Below are 22,724 nucleotides of genomic sequence, written 5' to 3' on the forward strand. Positions count from 1 at the left end.
GATTATTGCTTGCGGCCAGCGAGGATTGCACGGGCCTTTTCGAGGTCGGCGGGAGTATCGACGCCGAGAGGAACCGAGTCAACGATCTCGACATCGATGCGCATGCCCGCCTCCAGGGCGCGCAATTGCTCGAGGCGCTCGCGAAGTTCCAGCGTCGAGGGTGGAAGCTTCACGAATCGTTCGAGTGCCGAGCGGCGATAGGTGTAGAGACCGATGTGGTGATAAAGCGGACCGGGGCCCGTTGGTGCAGTTGCCCGTGTAAAATAAAGGGCCCGAAGGCGATTGTCCGCAATCGGCGAACCGATGACCTTCACGATGTTCGGGTTGAGCTTGTCTTCTTCGTCGAGGATCTCGACTGTCAGCGTCGCGATATCGACGCTAATGTCTTCCATCGGACGAAGCGACGCGTGGACCGCATCCGCCTCAATTGTCGGCAGATCGCCCTGTACGTTGACGACGAACTCAACCTTGCCTTCGGGATCCGCCGCAAGAAGCGCCTCATAGATGCGGTCGGAGCCGGATTGATGGTCGTCGCGTGTCATGACGACGTCGAAGCCGGCGGCCTGCACAGCCTCGAAAACACGCTTATCGTCCACCGCAACCATCACCCGGCCGACATCGGCTTCCCGTGCACGATGCGCCACCTGCACGATCATCGGCAGCCCGTTGATGTCCGCCAATGGCTTGCCGGGAAGCCGCATCGACGCCATCCGTGCCGGAATGAGAACGAGTGTCTTGTCGAATCGCGGATTGCGCATGGTTTTCTCTTCGTATATGCCGCGCTGATGGAGGCAAAAGGTCTCAGGGGCGGGTTCGTGATTCAGGTTGCGCCAGTCCCGCAAAAGACATAGCTTTCGGTGGAATTCAAGGTGGGACGCCTGTGATTCCGACGGGTGGGAAGGAGCTTTTCGCGGATGAATGCCTATTCGAACATGGCTATGGGGGCCTTGCTCAGCACTGTATTTGTCTTGATGTCTGTGTCGATCGCCTCTGAAGGGCTTTTTCATTCGAAAGCGCCTGAAAAGCCTGGCTTTGCGATTGTAGCGGAAGAAGCGCCGAGCGCAGGTGGCGAAGCCGCCGCTCCGGCTGCTGTTCCGATCGCACAGCTTCTGGCCAAGGCCGATGCAACGGCGGGTGCCGCCGTCTTCAAGAAGTGTCAGGCCTGTCATTCCGGAGAGAAGGGCGGACCGAACAAGGTCGGCCCGGATCTCTGGGGTATCGTCAATCGCCCGATTGCGGGCCACGAAGGCTTTAGCTATTCGGCAGCTCTGAAGGATTTTTCCAAGGGCGGTTCCGTGGTCTGGGACTTTGAACATCTCAATCACTTCCTCGCTGCACCAAAAGCTTATGTTGCCGGAACGGCCATGGGCTTTGCCGGTGTGAAGAAGGATGATGAGCGCGCAAACCTGATCGCTTATCTCCGTTCGCTGGCCGATAGCCCGGCACCGCTGCCGACGCCCTGATCAGGCGTTGGTTCCGACTCTAATCGAAAGGCTCGCCATGGCGGGCCTTTTTTGCGTTATCGCCTGCCGAGGTCAGCTCAGCTGAGAAGCCAGGCCCAGAAGCTGACGGTCAGCACGCCGAAGAGTGTCGTGATGCTGATGACGGAAGCGGCCAATCCGCTGCCGGAGCGAAAGCGCGTCGCGATGATCCAGGCGTTGATGCCGGTGGGAACGGAGGCGGTCAAGACCATGGCGGCCGTCCAGGTCTTCGGCAGGTCGACAAGCAGGGCAACGGCATAGACTGCTGCCGGAAAGAGGATCAGCTTCAGAACTGCCATGACCGAAGCAAGCCCAAGTTGCCCGCGCATCGGGTACTTGGTCAGTGTCATTCCAAGGGAAATCAGTGCAGCCCCGGCCGTGATGCTGGCGATCTGGTCGACGACGCTTTTCAGCACGGTTGGCAACGCTCCCAAGCCCGAAAGATTGAACGCGACGCCCAAGGCCAGCGCGATGACCAGCGGATTGCGGCTGAGATTGCTGCCGACCTGCTTCAGAACCGCTCCGATGCTGCGCCGCCCGCCGCCATCGACCTTGGTGCTGGCATGCTCCATCAGGATCGTGCCGATGATCATCATCAGCGGCAAATGGATCGCCAGCAAAATGGAGATTGCAAGAATTCCGTCATCGCCCACCGATCGTCCAACCAGCGGCAGCCCAATGAACACATTGTTGGCGAAGGCGGCGGACATGCCGGCAATGACGCCCACCTTTTCATCCCGCTTGAAAAGATACTTCGCGATCAGATGACCAATGGTCCAGGTGACGGCAACGCCGCCGAAATATGCAATCCAGAGCCTGAAAGGTGAAGCGCCTCCAAAATGCGCTTCCGCCAGCGTCCTGAAAATGAGTGTCGGCAAGGCGATCTTGAAGACGAATTCAGCGATCGAATCGCCCGCTTCAGAGCGCATGAGACCGGTGCGGGCGACAAGCCAGCCAATCAGGATCAGGATGAAGACGGGAGCGACATTGGTGAATACGGCAGACAAGGCGGGAGCTTTCCGGGTCGGGGAGTTCCGGTCTATCGCATTCGCATATCAGTGACAAATGATGCTGCACGCGGGCGATGCAGAAAAAAACACCCCCGTCCGCCGCTATGAACCCACGCTGCAAGCTTCGAAGCTGTGAGGGGTACCGGAACCGCCTCGCGCCAGTTCATCCGTGGACTGCAAGGCGTTCCGATGCTGCAGTCACTAAACGATAAGGATGACGATGGTATGACAGCGGTATCGAGCGCGCGACGGCCGGTTTTTTGCTTTTCTTCGGGCGTGAAATTATCCATACAGAGCGCGCAAATCCTACGGAGATAGATCAGTTTATGAGCAAGTTCGACGTCCTCACCATCGGCAATGCCATTGTCGATATTCTGTCCCGCTGCGAGGACACGTTCCTGGACGAGAACGAGATCATAAAGGGAGCGATGAACCTGATCGATGCCGATCGCGCCGAGCGTCTCTACAGCCTGATGGGCCCGGCCCATGAGGCATCCGGCGGAAGTGCCGGCAATACGGCGGCAGGTGTTGCCAGTTTCGGCGCGCGGGCTGCCTATTTTGGCAAGGTGGCCGAAGACGAACTGGGCAAGATTTTTCAGCACGACATCCGCGCGCAGGGCGTTCATTTCGAAACGAAGCCTGAAGGTACGTTTCCACCAACGGCCCGCAGCATGATTTTCGTCACACCCGACGGCGAACGCTCGATGAACACCTATCTCGGTGCCTGCGTCGAACTTGGTCCCGAAGATGTGGAGCCGGATGTCGTTGCCCAATCCAAGGTCACCTATTTCGAGGGCTATCTCTGGGATCCGCCGCGTGCCAAGGACGCCATCCGTGATTGCGCCCGCATAGCCCATGAAAACGGGCGCGAAGTCTCCATGACGCTTTCCGACAGCTTCTGTGTCGGACGTTACCGCGCGGAGTTTCTCGAACTCATGCGTTCCGGAACCGTAGACATCGTTTTCGCCAATCACGAAGAAGCCCTCTCGCTCTACGAGACCGATGACTTCGAACTCGCTCTGTCCAGCATAGCAAAGGACTGCAAGCTGGCGGCGGTCACACTTGGCGAAAACGGCGCAGTGATCGTGCGCAAGGACGAGCGGGTGAAGGTCGAGGCGATCAAGATCGATCGCCTGCTCGACACGACTGGCGCGGGCGATCTTTTTGCAGCCGGCTTCCTGACGGGCTACACGCAGGGCCGCTCGCTGGAAGATTGCGGCAAGCTTGGGTGCCTTGCGGCAGGGATCGTGATCCAGCACTTCGGGCCGCGACCCATGGTGTCCCTGAAAGACGAAGCGATCAAGGCCGGGCTGCTGTAAAGGCAGCCCTTATTTGAAGGCTTCGCCCGGATAGGCGCCCCAGATTTCGCTTTGCGAAACCCAACCCTCGGCACTTCCGGCCTGCGCGCGGCACCAATCGCCAGTGCATTCCTTGATATGGATGATGACGCCGGGCTCAAGCTTGGCAACCACCTGAGCCGAGGTCTGGGCTTCTCGTCGCATATTGACGAAGACATCCTTGCCCTTGCCGCGCATCCAGGGAGCGGCAATCGCCGTGCGGTCACCGGATAGAAGTGCCTGGTTGACCCAGCCTTCCGTGCCCTCGGCATCACGCACACGTCGCCAGTTTTCGTATTCCTGAATGATCTCCATCGGAAGCCCTTCCTTGGTGTACATCCAGGAGACCGCATAATCGACGCTCGGCCCGATGCGGATATTGACGCGGCGTGACTTCAGGCTGACGAAGCGGGGGAGGGGCAGGCCACTGGCACCCTTGGTCGTGCCTTGCGCATAGGCAGTGCTGTCTTGCATCACGGCGCCAAGCGTGGCTGCCATGATTGCAAGAACGCTGGTAAGGCATATGGTTCGTGTGAAACGACGCATGTAAACTTCTCTCTGGCCCGTGAGGTTCAGTCAAACCGAAAAACCTTGGCCGGACCTGTCGTTGCGCAAGTCCGCGAGGTTTTATTTGTCTTCCCCGTCGGGTCTGGTAGAAAACGGCTGATCCGCCGAATGTCGCCGATCTTGGTTAACGACCTCTGAACGCGTTTCTGAAGGATACTCATGACTGCCAGGAAGAAGCCCAAGGTCTATCTGACCCGCAAACTGCCGGATGCGGTGGAAACGCGCATGCGCGAATTGTTCGATGCCGAATTGAACATCGATGATTCGCCCCGCACGCGTGAGCAGTTGGCGCAGGCCCTGAAAACCGCGGAAGTTCTCGTTCCCACGGTGACCGACCGGATCGACGCGGGCCTGATCGAGGCCGCCGGACCACAGCTGAAATTGATTGCCAGTTTTTCCAACGGTGTCGATCACATTGACGTGGATGCCGCAGCAAAGCGTGGAATTACCGTCACCAACACGCCCAACGTCCTGACGGAAGACACCGCCGACATGACGATGGTGCTGATCTTCGCCGTACTGCGACGCCTGATCGAAGGTTCGAAAGTACTGACCGATGATCCATCGAGCTGGGCTGGATGGTCACCAACCTGGATGCTGGGGAGACGCATTGGCGGAAGACGCATCGGGATCGTCGGCATGGGGCGAATCGGCACCGCCGTTGCCCGCCGTGCCAAGGCGTTCGGTCTTTCCATTCACTATCACAACCGCAAGCGCGTGAACCCGGCCACCGAAGAAGAGCTGGAGGCGACCTATTGGGATAGCCTCGACCAGATGCTGGCGCGGGTCGACATCGTATCCGTCAACTGTCCATCGACCCCGGCGACCTTCCATCTTCTGTCGGCGCGGCGATTGGCGCTCATGCAGCCGTCCAGCATTATCGTGAACACCGCCCGTGGCGATATCATCGACGAAGATGCGCTGATCCAGCTTTTGCGGGATGGCAAGATCACGGGCGCGGGGCTTGACGTGTTCACCAATGAACCTCTGGTCAATCCGAAGCTGCTCAAGCTTGCCCATGAGGGCAAGGCCGTGCTCTTGCCGCATATGGGGTCTGCCACCATGGAAGGGCGGATCGACATGGGCGACAAGGTGATCATCAACATCCGGACCTATTTCGACGGTCATCGCCCGCCAAACAGGGTGCTGCCCAGTCGCTTGTGACAAAGGTCCTCAACTGTTCGTTTCAAAGAGCCCGCATCCATGCAAGGACGCGTTACTGCGTTCACGCGGCACAGAGTGCCCGTGGTGTGAGGGTCAGTTCGGGCCCGTATCCGTGTGAGTGATACGGGGTATGCGGTCGGGGCGCTGAAAGCTGCCTCGATATGGTAGTAGTAAGTGACACCTCTCAGCGCCCCGTTCAGCGGTTTATGCCCGCGACTTCGGTCTCTCTGCCTGAAATGGCTGCCGGAAAGGTTTGTTGAAACCTATCGGCTCCCGGTGATCCGGCGGATTGACCCGACAGACCTTCCCGACACCATTCCCCATGTGTGCCACACAGGCACGCCTGACGCGCCAGTTCGGAGATGAAACAACAGGCTGGAATCCGTCGCCTGCCATTTCCCCCGTGTCGCCAGAGGGAGACCATTTTCCGCGAACCCGGAGGTGAAGGTTTTGCGTCTACCCCTTCACGCCCGCGCCGGCTCCGCATCGCCAGCACGCCTGCTGGTGTAACCGTTGCGGAACGGGAGCAGTGAAACATGAGTGGAATAGGGTGGCGGAGTGAGGGGTGAAAAAAATAAGCAAGCGTGATTGCGATCCGTAAATCGTATTCGAGATTTCGTGATCGGAAATCCAGTCGTTCGGCGGTCGCGTAGCACATCACGAACAGGAAAGGAGACAGCCTATGAACAGGGCAGTGCTCTCTATGGCGATGGGGCTTGCGATGCTGACTGTGACGCAAGAAGCGTATTCAGCGGATTTTACACTCGAATCCTATTTCACCGGCAAGACGAAGGCGACCGGATCCTTCAGCGCCATCAATGGCGTGAAGAGGCAGTTCGATGTCGACCTGACCGGCACGTGGAATGGCAAGACACTGACCTTGCGCGAGGATTTCAAATATTCCGATGGCGAACGCGACACCAAGACCTGGCGCTTCACCAAGATCGGACCCGGTAAATACACCGGAACCCGTGAAGACGTGATCGGAGAAACGACCGTCGAAATCGAGGGCAAGGTCGCCAAGTTCAACTACCTTGTCAATCTTGGAACGTCTGCCAAGCCCAACAAGGTGCATTTCTACGACACAATGGAACTGAAACCGGACGGCACTCTGGTCAACACGGCATGGGTGACGAAGTACCTGCTGCCGGTTGCCAAGACGACGGTGATCTTCAAGCGGTGATCGCTTGCCAAATTGTAGTTTATTGACTACATACCATATTCATGATTGAACTTAAGCAGACGACGATATTTGCCAGGTGGGAATCGCGTCTGCGAGACAAACGTGCACGAACAATCATTGCGTCCCGCTTGATGCGTCTTTCGGCGGGGTTGGCTGGTGATGTCGAGCCGGTTGGTGAAGGTGTTAGTGAACTGCGTATCCACTATGGTCCCGGCTACCGTGTGTACTTCACACAACGCAGAAATATTATGATCGTGTTGTTATGCGGTGGAGACAAAGGTTCGCAAGAACGCGATATCGCTACTGCTAAGGTGCTGGCCAAAGAATGGAATGAAGCAAGTGACTGAAAAACTGACTGACTATGATCCGGCAGTTGCTCTGGTCGACGACGATGAAATTGCTGTGTTCATGGCTGATGCGTTCGAAACGGGCGATGCTGCATTTATAGCAAAGGCGCTGGGCGTTGTGGCGCGGGCCAAAGGCATGACAGAGATAGCCCGTAAGACTGGCTTATCTCGTGAGCAGCTTTACCGTTCTTTCAGCGAACAGGGTAATCCGACGCTTAAGACGACACTCGCCGTGATGCGTGCGCTTGGTGTTGAGCTGACTGCGAAGGCCTCCGCGTAATCGGCATCGTGATCTTCAAGCGGTGATCGCTTGCGCCAGCGGCTTCATCATCTCGATGAAGGTGATGCGGTCATAGCCCGGATGGGAGCGATCGGCGGTTTTGACAAAACCCCAGCGCTGGAACGCCTGGTGATTCTCGCGAAGTTCGATGCGGGTTTCCAGACGCAGGTTTGGAAGCCCGCGTTCGACAGCCTCCAACTCCGCACGCTCGAGAAGGGCGCGACCGATGCCCCTTCCTTGCATCGCCTTGGAGATCGCAAGTTTGCCGATGTAGAGGCAAAGCGGCGGCTCAGGCCGGCAGAAGATGCAGCCTACAATGATGCCCTGATCTTCTGCAATGTAGCAGAGTTCATCTTGTGCCTTTTGGGCAAGCGACGCTTCGGTCAGCTTGTGGGCCGAGGATGGCGGATCGATGCGCTCATCCATATAGGCAAAGGCCGACATGATCAGCGAAAGCAGTTCGGACCAGTCGGTAAAGTCATCGGGCAAGCGGTTGATGCTCAGCATGGTCAGGCCTTCGATCGCCGCCGGTAACGGATGGTGTTGAAATTGGCACCGAGGCTATCGTAGCTCAACAGGCGACCGATCAAAGGCTCGCCGATGCCGGTGACGATCTTGATGACTTCCATCGCCATCAAGGTGCCGATGACGCCGGTCAGCGCGCCAATGACGCCGGTTTCTGCGCAATTGGGCAAGAGGCCCTGCGGCGGCTTGATGGGGAATAGATCGCGATAGGTCGGGTTCTGCTGGCCTTCTTCATTCGTCTCGTAGGGTGCCAGAACCGTTACCGTCCCGTCGAACCGCCCGACGGCACCGGTCACCAGCGGAATTTCCGCCGCCTCTGCCGCATCGGCCGCCGCATAGCGCGTATCGAAGTTATCGGAACCATCCACCAGAAGATCGAAGCGCTTGAGGTGGGTTGCCGCGAAGCTTTCGTCGAACCGTTCCTCGAAGCGCATGACCCGCACATTGGGGTTCAGCCGAGCAATGGCCTGCGCGGCACTTGCCGTTTTCAACTCGTTCAGCGTGCCGCTATCGTGGATGACCTGACGCTGGAGGTTGGAGAGCGATACATGGTCGTCATCGGCAATGCCGAGCGTTCCAACGCCCGCAGCCGCCAGATATTGCAGCACAGGGGCGCCCAGCCCGCCGGCACCGATGACCAGCACACGGGCATTCTTGAGGCGTTGCTGCCCTTCGCCACCCACTTCCGGCAGCAGGATATGCCGCTTGTAGCGCTCGATTTCGTCCTGGCTGAGTATGTCTGTCATGAGGATTCTGGCATTCTGGAGTACAAGATCAGCTAAGGACTTCGCCCTGGCTGACGGTGAAGAACTGCGCGCGATCGTTCAGCGCGGAGAACATGGCACGATCCGTGCCGGTCATGAAGGCCTGACCGCCAAGATCATGAACGAGATCGAAGAGCGATGCACGGCGACCCTCATCGAGATGGGCGGCAATTTCATCGAGCAGCAGAACGGGAGCAGAGCCCGTCATATCGCCGGTCAACCGTGCATGGGCAAGGATCAGCCCGACCAGAAGCGCCTTCTGCTCTCCGGTCGAGCAACGTTCCGCTTCCATATCCTTTTCCCGGTGGCGCACCAGAAGATCCGCGCGGTGAGGGCCCTGAAGCGTGCGTCCGGCGGCAGCATCGCGATGGCGGCCATCGCGGAGGTTTTCCGCATAGGCCTCTTCCAGTTCGGCATAAGGGCGAGTGTCATCTTCATCCAGAAAACCAACCAGACTAAGGGTTGGAGAAGGAAAGGGCGTTTCGCCGCTCCGCGCAATGAGCGCAGCCAGCAGGGTCAGCATTTCGCGGCGGGCGGCAGCCATGGCAATGCCAAGCTCGGCCATCTGCACCTCGATGCCGCTCAGCCATGCAGGGTCAAACCGGCCTTCTGAGAGAAGACGATTGCGGCTGCGCATGGCGCGCTCGTAATCGGCAGCGCGACGCCCATGGGCCGGATCGAGCGACAGCACGAGCCGGTCCAGAAAGCGGCGGCGATCGGGTGCGCCGCCGGTGAATAAGCCATCCATGGCCGGTGTCAGCCACAGCACGTTCAGGTGGTCGGTCAGTTCCTCGACCGATCTGGCGGGCGTGCCGTTCAGGCGCAGCTTACGGCTTATGCTTTCCTCGCTGGTTTCAATACCGGTGCCGATGGCAACCTCGCCCTCGCGTCCCTCGAGATCTGCAAAAACCGAGAAACCGCCGGACGCCCCAACCCGCGTCACATCCGACAGGACGGCGCGGCGCAGGCCGCGACCGGGCGAAAGAAAAGACACGGCTTCCAGAAGATTGGTCTTACCCGAACCATTGTCCCCCGTCAGCACCACATGACGCTCGTCCAGCGCAAGAGTGGCTGATGCATAATTGCGAAAATCCGTGAGCTTCAGCCGGGTGAGATAGGTCTTCTGCGCCATGCTGCTCTGCTATCGCCAGTGACCGGCGAAGGCAAGCGGGTCGTGGTCTTTCAGATGAGAGCACCGAGGCTGGTGCCCGTCAGGATCAGGGCGAAGGCTAACAGGCCGACGGAAGCCATGCGGCTGATGAGGATCGGACCAAAAAAAACCTCTTGCCTGCCGCCGAGCGTTGCGCCGAGTGTGATCCAGCCGCACGCAGCCGTAAGGACCAACGCCGCAAAAAGTGCGAGGTGAGGCGCAAGCAGCCCGAGCGATCCATGCGGCATGATCACCAGTCCGATAATCAGGGCTTTCGGATTGAGGCAAGTGGTGATGTAGACCGCCCGGCCGGACACATGATGATCTTTCTCTGATGATGCCTTTATCGACCACAGCCGCAGAGCCATGACAAAGACCCATGCCCCTGCCACGAGTTTCATCCAGAGCGAAAGCATCGGCCATTGGTCGAAAATCGGGGCGGCAAGGGTCGCGACGGGGAGGATGACAGTCAGATAGCCTGCGATTTCCGCGCCGATCAGCGGCAGGGCTTTGGTGATGCCGCGTTCATATCCGGCAAGCGCCATCAGGGTATTCGTAGGCCCCGGCGTACAAAGCAGAAGCAGGATGGCGAGGGTGAATTCGGCAATCGTCATGAAAAAGGTCCGGTTTCGCCTGCTTGTAGCGTGTCCGACCGCAAGCGGCTTGATCATGGTCAAATGCGGACGCAAAAAATGGCGCCCGGACGCGATCCGGCCAGAAACCGGATGGTGTGCTCTTTGTCCTGTGCTATCTTGTCGCAGGAGGATACGCGCATGGTGGACAATGAGGAGATGACACCGGACGAAGCCCGCGACGACCACTGGCAGATGCTGCGGTTTCTGGGCTTCAACGCGGGGTTCGGATTTGCAATCGGGCTTCTGATCGCAGTGGCCATCGTCTGGATGAATGTGGGCGATCTTGGTACGCGCATGGCGCGTTCGGCCAATCCGCCTCTGGTGTTCTTCATGCTGTCGGTGCCGCTGGCCTTTACCTTTGCCAGTGCCGTGCTGGGATCGGCGGTGATGCTGATGCCGTACAAACGCAAGAAACAGCTGAAAGGGTAGCCTCAAGGCGCTTGCTTCGCTACAAAGGCGGGCATGAGCGACATGAATGAAACTGATGCAGAGCGCATAACGCTTCTGGAAGAGACCATTGCCCATCAGGCAAGGACAATCGACGAACTGTCCGAGCAGATCGCCGAACAGTGGAAGGTTGTGGAGCAGACGCGCGCCAAGCTGGATCGGCTGACGGAGCGTTTCCTCAGTCTGGAAGAATCGTCGCTTGAAGCACCCGCCATTACCCGACCGCCCCATTATTGAGGATTGTCACCATGATTCATGAAGGGGCTGCCAAGGTTCTTGGCTTTTGGATAGAGGCCGGGCCGGAGCGCTGGTTCGACAAGAACGCCGAATTTGATGCAAGCTTCCATGAACAGTTTCGCGACCTGCATTTTGCCGCAGCACGACAGGAGTGTTCCGGCTGGCTGAGAAATGCGCAGGAAACTCTGGCGCTGCTGCTATTGCTCGACCAGTTCCCGCGTAACTGTTTTCGTGGCACCGCGCATATGTTTGCGACAGACTACCTGGCACTCCATTATGCAAGACAGGCTCTTGCGGCAGGGCTGGACAAGCAAGTCGAAGAGCAGTTGCGGATCTTCTTCTATCTGCCGTTCATGCACGCTGAGACTCTGGCCGATCAGGAATTGTGCTGCACGCTGTGTGAGCCACTGGGCGGCACATCCCTTCAATACGCCATCATTCACCGGGACATCGTCGCCCGCTTTGGCCGCTTTCCGCATCGCAACTCTATTCTTTTAAGAGAGACGACAGCGGAAGAGCAGGCCTTCCTGAACGCGGGTGGCTTTTCCGGGTGATTCGATATCAAGGGTTCGATGATGGTGCCGCATTCGGATTTGCGGGCGTTGTCGGACCGGCAGGCGGGCTCGCCGTCTGCTCTGCTGGCGGTTCGGTCGCTTGACCGTACCATTCGGCGGCACCCCAGGCGATCATTGCCAGAAGAAGACCGGCAACGAGCACCATGAAAACGGGTTTTCCCCTTTCACCCTGACGGGCGTCTGTCGGCGTCAGGGGTCTTTCGACCGGTGGTGTCGTGCTGCGGGTAAAGTTCGGATCCTGCAAATGCGTGGGCGTGCCACGGTCGTCGATACGTGTGTTCATGCCGATGTTCCTCCATGGCGCGGTGATTGCGCGATTGAAGTGAGCAACGACATGAGCTCGGGAATTGTTCCGGGAATAAGAACTCGCCAGACGATGCTTATTGCGAGACGGCTTGCGTCCGCACCGCTTTGAGATTGAAAGCGGCGGCCATCAGCGCCTTGGTATAATCATTCTTCGGCTCTGCGAAGATCTCCGCTGACGGGCCTTCTTCCATGACCTTGCCGGAACGCATGACGATGACATGATTGGCCAGTGCCTTCACCACTTTCAGGTCGTGGCTGATGAAGAGATAGGCGAGGTCGTGCTTCTGTTGCAGGTCGCGCAGCAGGTCCACCACCTGGGCCTGAACGGTCATATCCAGCGCCGAGGTCGGCTCGTCCAGCATCACGAAACGCGGTTTGAGAACCATGGCGCGAGCAATGGCAATGCGCTGGCGCTGGCCACCGGAAAATTCATGCGGGAAACGCCAGCGGGTAGCAGGATCAAGCCCCACTTCCTCCAGCGACCATGAAACCTGCCGATCTCGCTCCTCGAAGGAAAGCTGCGGCTGGTGCACGCGAAGACCTTCAGCGATGATATCGCTGACCGACATGCGGGGGCTGAGCGAACCGAAGGGATCCTGAAACACCACCTGCAACCGGTCCCGTAGCGGGCGCATTTGCTTGAAGCTGTATTCGTTGATGTCCTTGCCGATGAAGCTGATGCGGCCCTGGCTGGAGATGAGGCGCGCCAATGCAAGGCCTAGCGTCGTCTTGCCGGACCCGGATTCACCGACGATGCCGACCGTTTCGCCTGCCCTCAGCGTCACGTCGATACCATCGACCGCCTTCACATGATCCACCACCTTGCGCAGGAAGCCCGCCTTGATGGGGAACCAGACGCGAATATCCTTGCCTTCCATGACAACGGAACGTGACGGATCGGCAGCAGGCGGTTCACCGCGCGGTTCCGAATCCAGCAGATGGCGCGTGTAATCATGGGCCGGACGCTCGAACACATCCGCGACCGCGCCCTGCTCGACAATCCTGCCCTTGGTCATGACGCCAACGCGATCCGCGAAGCGCCGGACAATGCCGAGATCATGGGTGATGAACAGGATGGACATGCCATAGTCGTGCTGAAGCTTTTTCAGAAGCTCCAGAATTTGTGCCTGAACGGTGACATCGAGCGCCGTCGTCGGCTCATCGGCAATCAACAGCTTGGGGCGGTTGGCCAGCGCCATCGCAATCATCACGCGCTGCCGTTGACCGCCAGAAAGCTCATGCGGATAGGCTTTTAACCGCTTTTCCGGTTCGCGGATGCCCACCTGATTGAGAAGCTCGATCACGCGGGCACGCGCTGCATCGCCCGTCATGGCTTGGTGTAGTTCAAGGATTTCCGCAACCTGCTGCTCGATTGTGTGCAGCGGGTTGAGCGAGGTCATCGGCTCCTGAAAGATCATGGTGATGTCGTTGCCGCGCACATGGCGCAACTCGGCATCAGAGGCCGTCAGCATGTCCCGGCCTTCGAACAGGATGGAGCCAGATGGATGGCTGGCCGATGGATAGGGCAGGAGCTTCAGCACCGAATTGGCGGTAACCGATTTGCCGGAACCGGATTCGCCGACCAGCGCCACGACTTCGCCAGGCTGGATATCGAAGGAGACACGATCTACAGCGAGCGACTCATGGCCGCCCTGATGAAACGCGACCGACAGGTCTCGAACGGAGAGGAGGGGCTCTGTCATCACGCTCACCGGAATGTCTTGCGGGGATCGAAGGCGTCACGCACGGCTTCCCCGATGAAAATGAGCAGCGAAAGCATGACGGACATGGCGAAGAAGGCCGTCAGCCCCAGCCATGGAGCCTGGAGGTTGTTCTTGCCCTGCGCGATCATTTCACCGAGCGAGGGCGAGCCGGGTGGCATGCCGAAGCCAAGGAAATCAAGCGAAGTCAGTGTTGCAATCGAGCCGGAGAGAATGAACGGCAGGAAGGTGAGCGTCGCAACCATCGCGTTCGGCAACAGGTGGCGGAACATGATGGTCCAGTCACCAACACCCAGCGCACGGGCTGCCCGCACATATTCGAAATTTCGCGCCCGCAGGAATTCGGCTCGAACCACGCCGACAAAGCCAACCCATTGGAACAGAAGCATGATGCCGAGCAGGACGAAGAAGCCGGGAGGCAGGATCGCGGCGATGATCAGCAAGATGTAGAGAACCGGCATGGAGGACCAGATCTCGATGAAACGCTGCATCAGAAGATCCGTCCAGCCGCCGAAAAAGCCCTGGATCGCGCCAGCGGTCACGCCGATGAGGGCGGAGAGAATGGTGAGCGCCAGCCCAAACAGCACGGAGATGCGAAAGCCGTAAATGAGCCGGGACAGAACATCACGCGCCTGATCGTCGGTGCCGAGCCAGTTCATGTTGCCGAGCGTGCAGTTCGGATCGGCATCCTTCAACGGATAGGCTGCGCAACGCTCTGCCTTGTCCATCAGCCAGAAGGGTTGCGTGGGGGCAGAATGGGGAATTTCGGAATTCACCGTCTGGTAGGAATAGCGGACCGGCGGCCAGATCATCCAGCCATTGCCCTGAATTTCCTGCTGGATGTAGTCGGACCGGTAATCGGTGGTCGCCAGAAAGCCGCCGAACTTTTCCTCGGGATAGTTCACGACGACGGGAAACAGCATCTCGCCCTTGTAGGAAACCATCAGCGGTCGGTCATTGGCGATCAGTTCGGCGCAGAGCGACAGCACGAACAGGACCATGAAGATCCAGAACGACCAGTAACCACGCCTGTTGGCCTTGAAATTCTGCCAGCGACGAAGGTTCGTCGGCGAAAGAAGACCGCGCCGGGGCGGTGCAGCGGGAGCGGTGCGTTCAGCAACGGAGGCCATGGTCACACCTCCCGCTTTTCAAAGTCGATGCGCGGATCGATCCAGGTGTAGATCAGGTCCGAGATCAGGCCGACCACGAGGCCAAGCAGCGAGAAGATGTAGAGCGTGCCGAAGACGATCGGGTAGTCGCGGTTGACGATAGCCAGATAGCCGAGACGGCCAAGGCCATCCAGCGAGAAGATGTTCTCGATCAAAAGCGAACCGGTAAAGAAGGCCGAGATGAAGGAGGCCGGGAAACCGGCAATCACGATCAGCATGGCATTGCGGAACACATGGCCATAGAGCACGCGATGCTCGGACAGGCCCTTGGCGCGCGCTGTCACCACATATTGTTTCTTGATCTCATCGATGAAGGAATTCTTCGTCAGAAGCGTTGTCGTCGCAAAGGCCGACAGCGACAGCGCAATGAGCGGCAGCGTCAGGTGCCAGAAATAATCGACGATCTTCTGCCACCAGTTCAATTCGGCCCAGTTGTCGGACACGAGGCCGCGCAAGGGGAACCAGTCGAAGAAGGAACCGCCCGCAAACAGCACGATCAAGAGAATGCCGAACAGGAAGCTCGGCACCGCATAGCCGATGATGATGACGCCGGAAGTCCATACATCAAAGGCTGAACCATCCTTCACCGCCTTGCGAATGCCAAGCGGAATGGAGACCATGTAGGACACGATCAGGATCCAGACGCCCAGCGACATGGAAACCGGCAGCTTGTCGATAATGAGATCCAGCACCGAGGAATTGCGGAAGAAACTCTCGCCGAAATCGAAGCGGATATAGTTCCACATCATTTCCAGAAAGCGCGTGAGAGGCGGCTTGTCGAAGCCGAACTGCTTCTCGAGCTTGGCAATCAGCTCCGGATCGAGACCCTGACCGCCGCGATAGCGCACCTCGTCTCCGCCACCGGCCTGCAGGCTTTCCGAACCTCCGCCGGAAAGCCGGTCGCCGCTATCGGAGCCCTGCAATTGCGCAATGACCTGTTCGACCGGACCACCCGGTGCAAACTGTACCACGAGGAATGAAATGCCCATGATGCCGATCATCGTCGGAATCATCAGCAGAATGCGGCGAAGGATATAGGCTCCCATCAGCGCTGGCCCGTCTGGCTGGCGCCTGCGCAGCGCGTGTCATTCCTGGTCAAAATTGCAGCATCTCCCGCTGGTGGCATGTCGAATCAGCACATCCGACTAGATTTGTTTTGCGCATTTCCGGACGAAAAACCGCGGTAACACTTTTTCTGGAAATGCTCTAGATGCACTCTATGGCGAGAATGGCGCAAGCAGCTTGAACCGGGCTTGCGCCGCTGAAGTTTACTTCGCCCACCAGAGCGCCGGGAAGCCGATGCCGTATTCAGGCAGGGGATCAGGGCGAACGAGCTTGCTCCAATAGGCGATGCGCGTTTCACCGGAATAGAACATCGGGATGACGAAGTGGTTCGCCAGCAGAACGCGATCGAGCGCATGGACCGCGGCAACCTGATCTTCCCGCGTCGGAGCGGTGATGATGAGCCGGATAATCTGGTCTACGGCCGGATCTGCAATGCCGGCAAGATTGCGTGAACCCGTCTGGTTTGCGGCGTCCGAACCCCAATATCCGGCCTGCTCGTTGCCGGGATTCATGGTCTGCGCCCAGACGCCGAATATCATGTCGAAGTCGAAGCTGCGGACGCGATTGACATATTGCGACGAATCCACGGTGCGAATGCGCGCATCAATGCCGATCTTCTTCAGGCTTGCCACATAGGGAAGAACCGTCCGCTCCATGGACGGGCTGTTCAGCAGAATCTCGAAGCTCATCTGTTGACCGGTCTTGGCATTGACCATCCGGTTGCCCTTCAGCTCCCAGCCAGCCTGCTTGAACAATTCCACGGCCTTGCGCAGGTTATCCCGCACCTTTTGCGGATCGCCATTGACCGGATTGGTGTAGGGCTCGGTGAAGACACGGGCCGGAATCTTGTCTTTCAGCCCGTTGAGGATCTCCAGTTCCTTGCCCTGCGGAAGTCCCTTGGCGGCCAGATCCGTTCCCCAGAAGAAGCTATCCACACGGTTCAGCCCACCAAAGGCCAGATTCTTGTTCAGGTCCTCGAAGTCGTAAGCATAGTTCAGTGCCTCGCGGACACGCGCATCCTTGAACTGGTCGCGGCGCAGGTTCGGCACATAGGCCTGCATGACGCCCTTGGCGCGGAACTCGTTCTTCAGCGCCTCACGCTTCACACGCCCATCCTTGACCGCATCGAAATCATAGCGTGTCGCCCAGCGGCTGGAACTGTTTTCCTGACGATAGTCGATCTGCCCGGCGCGGAAGGCTTCCAAGGCCACATCGTAATCAGCAAAATAGGTGTAGGAGATCACCCGGAAATTGTTCTGGCCGATATTGATCGGCAGATCCTTGCCCCAATAGTCGTCCCGCAATTCGTAGCGGATGGTGGAGCCGGCCTGGAAGCTGGCGATCTTGTAGGGGCCTGAACCCATGGGCGGCTCCAGGCTTCCCTTGGAGATATCGCGCGCGACGCCCTTGGCATCCTTGCCTTCATACCAGTGCTTGGGCAGAATCGGAAAATCCCTGACGATAGCGGGCAATTCCTTGTTGTTCTTCTCGTCGAAGCGGAAGGTCACGTCCCGCTCGCCGGTTTTTTCCGCGCTTGTTACATGACGGTAGTAGTTCGCCAGAACATTGCTGTTGGCCTTGGCGCTCTGGAAGCTGAACACCACATCATCCGGTGTGACCGGTTTTCCGTCCGCCCATTTTGCTTCTGCACGCAGCCGGAATGTCACCGACGAGCGGTCCTCGGGAAATGACAAGGCTTCCGCCAGCAGGCCGTAGCTCACGCCGATCTCGTCTTCCGACTGCTTCAAAAGCGTATCGAAGACGATCCCGACACCCGCTGCCGGATTACCTTTGTCGGCCAGCGGATTGAAGCTGTCATAAGTGCCTTCATCGGCAAGCCTCAGTTCCCCCTGTCTGGGCGCATCCGGGTTCACATAGGGCAGACGCTTGAAATCGGCAGGCAGCTTTGGCGGCTCGAGAACGCCGATCGCGTGACGCCACTGAGGCTGGTCCTGGGCATGGAGATCGGCCGGAGACGCCATCATTGCCAGCACTGCGAGCGCCAGCGCCCCATTTCGAAACTGCGCCAAATTCATTCGGGCTGCCCCTTCTTATTTTCCGTATGTCGATGAAGCATAAGGCAATTATCGACAAAAAACAGTCCGGCCGCCTCACCATCGGTTTACCGCGGATCGTGGCCTGCCCTCAATTGGCCCCAGAATTGAGGGCAGAGATTCACCAGACAGGCAAATCAGTTTAGAAACGAAGCGAGATGGCTTTACTGGCAAAGCGGCAAAAATCCGGATTCCTGCGCATGAGATCATTCCCGACTGTCCTGAAAGCTGGCGTGCTGAGCATGCTTTCGCTTTCCCTATCCCTCTCCGCCGCCATGGCGGATCAGCCGGCCAAGCAGGCTTTTGGTGCCGTGACGCTGCCGAGTGCTGGCACGCCGACGCCGATCGGCTCCTACGCGAAGGGCTGCATTTCCGGTGCCGTGGCGCTGCCGGATGATGGACCGCATTGGCAGGCCATGCGCCTTTCCCGCAATCGCCACTGGGGCATGCCGCAGACGGTTTCTCTGTTGAAGAAGCTTTCGGAAGACGCAGTCGCTCTCGGCTGGGGCAATGGCATCCTGGTGGGTGACATGTCGCAGGCACGTGGTGGGCCGATGGCCTTCGGTCATGCATCCCATCAGGTGGGTCTGGATGTCGATGTATGGTTCACGCCCATGCCGGAAAAGCGCCTGACGCCGGAGCAACGAGAAACAATTCCCTTCACCTCCATGCTGGACAAGTCGAAGTTCCTGACGGTGGATGGCCGCAAATTCACCTCGACAGCGGCACGATTGGTGATGACAGCTGCCAGCTACCCGCAGGTGGAGCGCATTTTCGTCAACCCGGCGATCAAGAAGAAACTATGCGAAAGCTGGACGGGCGACCGCACCAATCTTGGCAAGGTGCGGCCCATGTATGGCCACGACGAGCACTTCCACATTCGTTTGACCTGCCCTCCGGGGCTTGCCAGCTGCAAGCCCCAGGCCGCGGTTGCCGCGGGCGATGGCTGTGACAAATCGCTGGCCTGGTGGTTTACCGACGAGCCTTGGGCAAAGCCGAAGAAGGATCCGAATGCGCCGCCGCCAAAGCCGCCGCGTCCGGTTATGGTGTCTGACCTTCCTAAGGCCTGTGCCGCTCTGCTGGAAGCGCCTGCAAATCGTAATGCCGTAGCCGGAACCCGACCCCAGGGGGCACCTGCATCAGCACCCGCTTCTGCACTGGCACCCATGGCAGGCGACGACATGCCTGATCTGCCCGATAGCGTACCGTCTCCGCGCGCCAAACCCTGATTATAATCGGTTTAAATGCTTCCCATGTCCGACTGGTTCGGTATAGATACGGCCGGTGGGCGTGGGGAGAAGCCGTGCGCTCTGACGAATGGGAGGCGGTCCGATGTCTGACAGACCCTGTATCGCGCTGATTGCGCATGACCAGAAAAAGGCCGAGATGGCCGAGTTTGCGCGGCGGCATCAGCTTGCTCTCTCCCGCTTTCGCATTGTTGCGACCGGCACGACAGGCGGGCGCGTTCTGGACGCCTGCCCGACATTGGACGTGACGCGTCTGAAAAGTGGACCGTTGGGCGGTGACCAGCAGATTGGCGCGATGATTGCCACCGGCGAGGTTAGCATGCTGATCTTTTTCACCGATCCATTGACGCCGCTGCCGCATGATGTTGACGTGAAGGCGCTGACCCGCCTGGCGACCGTCTACGACATTCCCATGGCGCTGAACCGCGCGACAGCTGAAAAGCTGATCGATTTTCAACTGACCTGATACGGATTTTCTGATGGCAAACGCATCCGAGAGCGAAACTCTGGCCTTCCCGATCCTGATCGGCGACATCGGTGGAACCAATGCCCGATTCTGGATCCTGTCGGACGCGAAAGCCGAGCCGCAGCAATTTCCCAATGTGCGCACGGCAGACTTCGCCAATATCGATGATGCGCTTGCCCGTGAAATCCTGCCGAATACGAAGCAGAAGCCGCTCTCTGCCATACTGGCGATTGCCGGTCCGATCGAGGGCGATGAAATCGCGCTGACCAATTGCGACTGGGTGGTGCGCCCGAAAACCATGATCGCCAATCTCGGTTTCAAGGATGTGCTTGTCATCAACGATTTCGAGGCGCAGGCCCTGGCCGCAGCAACGCTGACGCCGGAATATCGCGAGCCGATCGGGCCTGCGCACGAGGCACAGATTGCCTCTCGCGTCGTGATGGGTCCCGGAACGGGTCTCGGTGTTGCAGGACTGCTGCGCGCCCGCGATATTTGGTTTCCCATCCCGGCAGAAGGTGGTCATGTGGATCTCGGCCCTCGCAGCGAGCGCGATCTGCAGATCTTCCCGCATATCGAGCGGATCGAAGGTCGGGTGGCGGCGGAGCAGATCCTGTGTGGTCGTGGTCTCGTCAATCTTTACCGGGCGCTGTGCACGGCGGATGGCATAGAGCCGAAGTTCACCGATCCGGCAGAGATCACTTCGCACGGTCTGGCGAAGTCCGACCCCCAGGCGACTGAAACGCTGTCGCTGTTCGTCACCTATATAGGTCGCTATGCGGGCGATCTCGCACTGATCATGATGGCAAAGGGCGGCGTCTATCTGGCGGGCGGTATTAGCCAGAAAATCATTCCAGCCTTCCGCTGGCCGGAATTCCGTGCCGCCTTCGAGGACAAGGCCCCGCACAACGGCCTAATGCGCCAGATTCCAACCTTTGTGGTCACGCATCCGCAGGCCGCTCTCTCCGGACTTGCAGCCTTTGCACGCACACCGGATGAATTCGGCCTGAACACCGCAGGGCGCCGTTGGCGCGGTTAATGTAAAGCCGTAAGTTCTTGCCGCTTCTTCTGTTGCAAGGCGGGAACACTTTGCAGCAACAGCACGGCAGACACGCAATGGTGTGCTAGCAAAACAGGCACGGACTGTCTAAGACCGCCTTGGGCTCGGCAATCTTGCCGCCATGTGACATGGGACATTGCTGTTGGAGCAAAGCGAAAAAGAGAGACTGGCCGCCTCCCGCGTCGACGCCGGGACAGTTACCAGCATGTTGAAGCGTATCATCGCGGAAAACGGTCGCGAGCACGTTAGGGGCTATGCTTTCGCCATCAGCTGTCTGGTGCTCGTGGCGCTGTCCACTGCTTTTACGGCCTGGATTATGGAAGCCGTAGTCAACGAGGCCTTTGCCAACAAGCGAGCCGACCTGGTTCTCCTTATCTGCGGCTCGATCTTCGTCGCCTTCCTCGTTCGCGGTTTCGCTTCCTATTTCGAAGCGGTGACGCTTTCAAAGATCGGCAATAATATCGTCGCCGTCTATCAGCGCCGCCTTTACGACCATTTGATGAAGCTGTCGGTCGGTTTCTACAACGAGTCCCGCTCCGCGCATCTGGCTGCGCAAATCAGCCAGAACGTGAACGGTATCCGTGACGTAATGAACCTGACGATTACATCCGCCTCGCGCGATCTCCTGACCCTGATTGCGCTGATCGGCGTGATGATCAGCAAAGACTGGATCCTTTCGCTCATCGTGTTTTTCGTCGCTCCGCCGCTGCTCTATGCGCTGCGCTATGTATCGAAGCGGCTGCGCAGCGTGACCCGGGAATCTGTCGAGTTTAACAGCCATGTCGTGGGTGCGATGCAGGAGACGATCCAGGGCATTTCCATCGTCAAGGCCTTCACGATGGAGCAGGAACTGAGCCGCAAGGTCGATTCGATTATCGGTTCTGCAGAAAATCGTGCCAATCGTATTGCGAGGCTTTCGGAACGCACGGCGCCCCTGACGGAAACGTTTGCCGGCGTGGCGATCTCCAGCGTTCTGGCCTATGCAGCCTTCCGCTCGATCTATAACGACGTGCCGCCGGGCGCTTTCTTCTCCTTCGTGACCGCGCTGCTGATGTCTTACGATCCCGCCAGACGTCTTGCCAAGCTGCAGGTCAATATTGAACGCGCTGTGGTCAACGCACGCATGATCTACGATCTGCTTGATCTCCAGCCCATGCAGCGGGAGCATCCGGATGCCAAGGATCTGGTGATTACCTCCGCCACTGTCGAACTGCGCGACGTCGTGTTCCGCTATGGCCTGAATGAGCCGGTGCTGAGGGGAGTCAGCATTGTAGCTGAAGGTGGCAAGACGACTGCACTCGTAGGCCCCTCGGGTGCGGGCAAATCCACGATCATTGCGCTGATCCCGCGATTTTACGATCCGGCAGAGGGCACGATCCTGATCGACGGGCAGGACATTGCGAAGGTCACCAAAGCCTCGCTTCGCAATCACATCGCCTATGTGTCGCAGCAGCCCTATCTGTTTGAGGGCACCATTCGCGACAACATCCGCTATGGCAGGCCGACCGCAACGGATGCGGAGGTGGAGCAGGCAGCAAAGCTTGCCTATGCCCATGATTTCATTCTGGCCCAGCCGCTTGGCTACGACACGCCTGTCGGCGAAAACGGCGTGACGCTTTCCGGCGGACAGCGTCAGCGCCTGTCCATCGCGCGTGCTTTGGTGCGTAATGCGCCTATCCTGCTGCTGGATGAGGCAACCTCCGCACTCGATAACGAATCCGAGGCCGCGGTCCAGAAGGCGCTTGAAACAGCCATGAACGGACGAACCGTTTTGGTCGTGGCCCACCGACTTTCTACGGTCGTCAAGGCCGATAAGATCGTGGTGATGGCGGAAGGCCGCGTGGTGGAAGAAGGCAGTCACGACGAGCTTGCGCGTCGTCAGGACGGGCTTTACGCTCGCCTTAACAATCTGCAAGCGCCGAACTGATCAATCCTGA

General features: G+C 58.7%; 25 protein-coding genes. 13 read left to right on the forward strand and 12 right to left on the reverse strand.

Annotation, left to right across the window (positions count from 1 at the left end):
• Positions 1–2: 2 nt before the first annotated feature.
• Positions 3–758, reverse strand: coding sequence for a 3-deoxy-manno-octulosonate cytidylyltransferase (locus MUU53_RS07060; protein WP_247260273.1), 756 nt, complete (start codon positions 756–758; stop codon positions 3–5).
• Between the two features lie 156 nt (positions 759–914).
• Here MUU53_RS07060 and MUU53_RS07065 point away from each other — a divergent pair, with 156 nt between their 5' ends.
• Positions 915–1,463: a c-type cytochrome gene (locus MUU53_RS07065; RefSeq protein ID WP_062554998.1), complete on the forward strand. Its 549-nt coding sequence runs from the start codon at positions 915–917 to the stop codon at positions 1,461–1,463.
• A gap of 77 nt (positions 1,464–1,540) precedes the next feature.
• On the opposite strand, the gene MUU53_RS07070 is transcribed toward MUU53_RS07065, so the two are convergent.
• Positions 1,541–2,488: an AEC family transporter gene (locus MUU53_RS07070; RefSeq protein WP_247260274.1), complete on the reverse strand. Its 948-nt coding sequence runs from the start codon at positions 2,486–2,488 to the stop codon at positions 1,541–1,543.
• 329 nt (positions 2,489–2,817) lie between these two features.
• On the opposite strand from MUU53_RS07070, the gene MUU53_RS07075 reads away from it, so the two are divergent.
• A complete protein-coding gene (locus MUU53_RS07075; RefSeq protein WP_247260275.1) occupies positions 2,818–3,810 on the forward strand; it encodes an adenosine kinase in 993 nt (330 codons plus the stop codon).
• 9 nt (positions 3,811–3,819) lie between these two features.
• On the opposite strand, the gene MUU53_RS07080 is transcribed toward MUU53_RS07075, so the two are convergent.
• Positions 3,820–4,326, reverse strand: coding sequence for an SH3 domain-containing protein (locus MUU53_RS07080; RefSeq protein WP_247260382.1), 507 nt, complete (start codon positions 4,324–4,326; stop codon positions 3,820–3,822).
• Positions 4,327–4,554: 228 nt separating this feature from the next.
• Here MUU53_RS07080 and MUU53_RS07085 point away from each other — a divergent pair, with 228 nt between their 5' ends.
• From MUU53_RS07085 to MUU53_RS07100, 4 genes are all read left to right on the forward strand, one after another.
• Positions 4,555–5,559, forward strand: a complete 1,005-nt coding sequence (locus MUU53_RS07085) for a 2-hydroxyacid dehydrogenase (RefSeq protein ID WP_247260276.1) — start codon at positions 4,555–4,557, stop codon at positions 5,557–5,559.
• A 682-nt stretch (positions 5,560–6,241) separates the two neighbouring features.
• Entirely contained in the window at positions 6,242–6,742 is a 501-nt protein-coding gene (locus MUU53_RS07090) for a DUF3833 family protein (protein WP_062555002.1), read from the forward strand.
• A 41-nt stretch (positions 6,743–6,783) separates the two neighbouring features.
• On the forward strand, positions 6,784–7,089 hold the full coding sequence (locus MUU53_RS07095; protein WP_247260277.1) for a type II toxin-antitoxin system RelE/ParE family toxin: 306 nt from the start codon (positions 6,784–6,786) through the stop codon (positions 7,087–7,089).
• Positions 7,082–7,369 (forward strand): addiction module antidote protein, encoded by a 288-nt coding sequence (locus MUU53_RS07100; protein ID WP_247260278.1) that lies wholly within the window; start codon positions 7,082–7,084, stop codon positions 7,367–7,369. Before MUU53_RS07095 ends, MUU53_RS07100 begins: the two co-directional genes overlap by 8 nt.
• Positions 7,370–7,384: 15 nt before the next feature.
• On the opposite strand, the gene MUU53_RS07105 is transcribed toward MUU53_RS07100, so the two are convergent.
• Genes MUU53_RS07105 through MUU53_RS07120 form a run of 4 tightly spaced genes read right to left on the reverse strand, consistent with a single transcriptional unit; the run spans position 7,385 to position 10,422 of the window.
• Positions 7,385–7,876, reverse strand: a complete 492-nt coding sequence (locus tag MUU53_RS07105) for a GNAT family N-acetyltransferase (RefSeq protein WP_247260279.1) — start codon at positions 7,874–7,876, stop codon at positions 7,385–7,387.
• Positions 7,877–7,878: 2 nt separating this feature from the next.
• Entirely contained in the window at positions 7,879–8,640 is a 762-nt protein-coding gene (locus tag MUU53_RS07110; protein ID WP_062555004.1) for a molybdopterin-synthase adenylyltransferase MoeB, read from the reverse strand.
• 28 nt (positions 8,641–8,668) lie between these two features.
• The gene (recF, locus tag MUU53_RS07115; protein WP_247260280.1) at positions 8,669–9,790 is read right to left on the reverse strand and encodes a DNA replication/repair protein RecF; all 1,122 of its coding nucleotides are present in this window, start codon (positions 9,788–9,790) and stop codon (positions 8,669–8,671) included.
• Between the two features lie 50 nt (positions 9,791–9,840).
• Positions 9,841–10,422: a LysE family translocator gene (locus tag MUU53_RS07120; protein WP_247260281.1), complete on the reverse strand. Its 582-nt coding sequence runs from the start codon at positions 10,420–10,422 to the stop codon at positions 9,841–9,843.
• 159 nt (positions 10,423–10,581) lie between these two features.
• Between MUU53_RS07120 and MUU53_RS07125 the strand changes: the two genes are divergently transcribed.
• Genes MUU53_RS07125 through MUU53_RS07135 form a run of 3 tightly spaced genes read left to right on the forward strand, consistent with a single transcriptional unit; the run spans position 10,582 to position 11,681 of the window.
• A complete protein-coding gene (locus MUU53_RS07125; protein ID WP_062555453.1) occupies positions 10,582–10,872 on the forward strand; it encodes a hypothetical protein in 291 nt (96 codons plus the stop codon).
• A 42-nt stretch (positions 10,873–10,914) separates the two neighbouring features.
• Complete coding sequence (locus tag MUU53_RS07130) at positions 10,915–11,127, forward strand: SlyX family protein (protein ID WP_377307194.1); 213 nt, start codon at positions 10,915–10,917, stop codon at positions 11,125–11,127.
• A gap of 11 nt (positions 11,128–11,138) precedes the next feature.
• On the forward strand, positions 11,139–11,681 hold the full coding sequence (locus MUU53_RS07135) for a DUF924 family protein (RefSeq protein ID WP_247260283.1): 543 nt from the start codon (positions 11,139–11,141) through the stop codon (positions 11,679–11,681).
• Between the two features lie 7 nt (positions 11,682–11,688).
• Here the strand turns inward: MUU53_RS07135 and MUU53_RS07140 are convergent, their stop codons facing one another.
• From MUU53_RS07140 to MUU53_RS07160, 5 genes are all read right to left on the reverse strand, one after another.
• Positions 11,689–11,985 (reverse strand): hypothetical protein, encoded by a 297-nt coding sequence (locus MUU53_RS07140; protein ID WP_247260284.1) that lies wholly within the window; start codon positions 11,983–11,985, stop codon positions 11,689–11,691.
• A gap of 97 nt (positions 11,986–12,082) precedes the next feature.
• Positions 12,083–13,720, reverse strand: a complete 1,638-nt coding sequence (locus tag MUU53_RS07145; RefSeq protein WP_247260285.1) for an ABC transporter ATP-binding protein — start codon at positions 13,718–13,720, stop codon at positions 12,083–12,085.
• The gene (locus MUU53_RS07150; protein ID WP_247260286.1) at positions 13,717–14,859 is read right to left on the reverse strand and encodes an ABC transporter permease; all 1,143 of its coding nucleotides are present in this window, start codon (positions 14,857–14,859) and stop codon (positions 13,717–13,719) included. Before MUU53_RS07150 ends, MUU53_RS07145 begins: the two co-directional genes overlap by 4 nt.
• Before the next feature lie 2 nt (positions 14,860–14,861).
• Positions 14,862–15,944 (reverse strand): microcin C ABC transporter permease YejB, encoded by a 1,083-nt coding sequence (locus MUU53_RS07155; RefSeq protein ID WP_247260287.1) that lies wholly within the window; start codon positions 15,942–15,944, stop codon positions 14,862–14,864.
• A 222-nt stretch (positions 15,945–16,166) separates the two neighbouring features.
• Positions 16,167–17,948: an extracellular solute-binding protein gene (locus MUU53_RS07160; protein ID WP_377307195.1), complete on the reverse strand. Its 1,782-nt coding sequence runs from the start codon at positions 17,946–17,948 to the stop codon at positions 16,167–16,169.
• 269 nt (positions 17,949–18,217) lie between these two features.
• Here MUU53_RS07160 and mepA point away from each other — a divergent pair, with 269 nt between their 5' ends.
• The 4 genes from mepA to MUU53_RS07180 all read left to right on the forward strand — a co-directional run bounded on the left by mepA (position 18,218) and on the right by MUU53_RS07180 (position 22,714).
• Positions 18,218–19,246 (forward strand): penicillin-insensitive murein endopeptidase, encoded by a 1,029-nt coding sequence (mepA, locus tag MUU53_RS07165; RefSeq protein ID WP_377307190.1) that lies wholly within the window; start codon positions 18,218–18,220, stop codon positions 19,244–19,246.
• A gap of 103 nt (positions 19,247–19,349) precedes the next feature.
• The gene (locus MUU53_RS07170; protein WP_062555457.1) at positions 19,350–19,730 is read left to right on the forward strand and encodes a methylglyoxal synthase; all 381 of its coding nucleotides are present in this window, start codon (positions 19,350–19,352) and stop codon (positions 19,728–19,730) included.
• 13 nt (positions 19,731–19,743) lie between these two features.
• Complete coding sequence (locus MUU53_RS07175; RefSeq protein WP_247260289.1) at positions 19,744–20,766, forward strand: glucokinase; 1,023 nt, start codon at positions 19,744–19,746, stop codon at positions 20,764–20,766.
• 226 nt (positions 20,767–20,992) lie between these two features.
• Positions 20,993–22,714 (forward strand): ABC transporter ATP-binding protein, encoded by a 1,722-nt coding sequence (locus MUU53_RS07180; RefSeq protein WP_247260290.1) that lies wholly within the window; start codon positions 20,993–20,995, stop codon positions 22,712–22,714.
• Positions 22,715–22,724 lie beyond the last annotated feature (10 nt).

It is taken from the genome of Affinirhizobium lemnae (genome assembly GCF_022968395.1).
Taxonomy (GTDB): Bacteria; Pseudomonadota; Alphaproteobacteria; order Rhizobiales; family Rhizobiaceae; genus Neorhizobium; species Neorhizobium lemnae.

Excerpts from the sequence above, each read along its gene's own strand:
- MUU53_RS07060 (WP_247260273.1), bottom strand. The coding sequence starts at position 758 with ATGCGCAATCCGCGATTCGACAAGACACTCGTTCTCATTCCGGCACGG.
- MUU53_RS07120 (WP_247260281.1), bottom strand. The coding sequence starts at position 10,422 with ATGACGATTGCCGAATTCACCCTCGCCATCCTGCTTCTGCTTTGTACG.
- MUU53_RS07140 (WP_247260284.1), bottom strand. The coding sequence starts at position 11,985 with ATGAACACACGTATCGACGACCGTGGCACGCCCACGCATTTGCAGGAT.
- MUU53_RS07180 (WP_247260290.1), top strand. The coding sequence starts at position 20,993 with ATGTTGAAGCGTATCATCGCGGAAAACGGTCGCGAGCACGTTAGGGGC.
- MUU53_RS07150 (WP_247260286.1), bottom strand. The coding sequence starts at position 14,859 with ATGGCCTCCGTTGCTGAACGCACCGCTCCCGCTGCACCGCCCCGGCGC.
- MUU53_RS07080 (WP_247260382.1), bottom strand. The coding sequence starts at position 4,326 with ATGGCAGCCACGCTTGGCGCCGTGATGCAAGACAGCACTGCCTATGCG.
- MUU53_RS07175 (WP_247260289.1), top strand. The coding sequence starts at position 19,744 with ATGGCAAACGCATCCGAGAGCGAAACTCTGGCCTTCCCGATCCTGATC.
- MUU53_RS07085 (WP_247260276.1), top strand. The coding sequence starts at position 4,555 with ATGACTGCCAGGAAGAAGCCCAAGGTCTATCTGACCCGCAAACTGCCG.
- MUU53_RS07105 (WP_247260279.1), bottom strand. The coding sequence starts at position 7,876 with ATGCTGAGCATCAACCGCTTGCCCGATGACTTTACCGACTGGTCCGAA.
- MUU53_RS07090 (WP_062555002.1), top strand. The coding sequence starts at position 6,242 with ATGAACAGGGCAGTGCTCTCTATGGCGATGGGGCTTGCGATGCTGACT.
- MUU53_RS07065 (WP_062554998.1), top strand. The coding sequence starts at position 915 with ATGAATGCCTATTCGAACATGGCTATGGGGGCCTTGCTCAGCACTGTA.
- MUU53_RS07110 (WP_062555004.1), bottom strand. The coding sequence starts at position 8,640 with ATGACAGACATACTCAGCCAGGACGAAATCGAGCGCTACAAGCGGCAT.
- MUU53_RS07135 (WP_247260283.1), top strand. The coding sequence starts at position 11,139 with ATGATTCATGAAGGGGCTGCCAAGGTTCTTGGCTTTTGGATAGAGGCC.
- MUU53_RS07125 (WP_062555453.1), top strand. The coding sequence starts at position 10,582 with ATGGTGGACAATGAGGAGATGACACCGGACGAAGCCCGCGACGACCAC.
- recF (WP_247260280.1), bottom strand. The coding sequence starts at position 9,790 with ATGGCGCAGAAGACCTATCTCACCCGGCTGAAGCTCACGGATTTTCGC.
- MUU53_RS07155 (WP_247260287.1), bottom strand. The coding sequence starts at position 15,944 with ATGGGAGCCTATATCCTTCGCCGCATTCTGCTGATGATTCCGACGATG.
- MUU53_RS07170 (WP_062555457.1), top strand. The coding sequence starts at position 19,350 with ATGTCTGACAGACCCTGTATCGCGCTGATTGCGCATGACCAGAAAAAG.
- MUU53_RS07130 (WP_377307194.1), top strand. The coding sequence starts at position 10,915 with ATGAATGAAACTGATGCAGAGCGCATAACGCTTCTGGAAGAGACCATT.
- MUU53_RS07095 (WP_247260277.1), top strand. The coding sequence starts at position 6,784 with ATGATTGAACTTAAGCAGACGACGATATTTGCCAGGTGGGAATCGCGT.
- MUU53_RS07075 (WP_247260275.1), top strand. The coding sequence starts at position 2,818 with ATGAGCAAGTTCGACGTCCTCACCATCGGCAATGCCATTGTCGATATT.
- mepA (WP_377307190.1), top strand. The coding sequence starts at position 18,218 with ATGAGATCATTCCCGACTGTCCTGAAAGCTGGCGTGCTGAGCATGCTT.
- MUU53_RS07160 (WP_377307195.1), bottom strand. The coding sequence starts at position 17,948 with ATGATGGCGTCTCCGGCCGATCTCCATGCCCAGGACCAGCCTCAGTGG.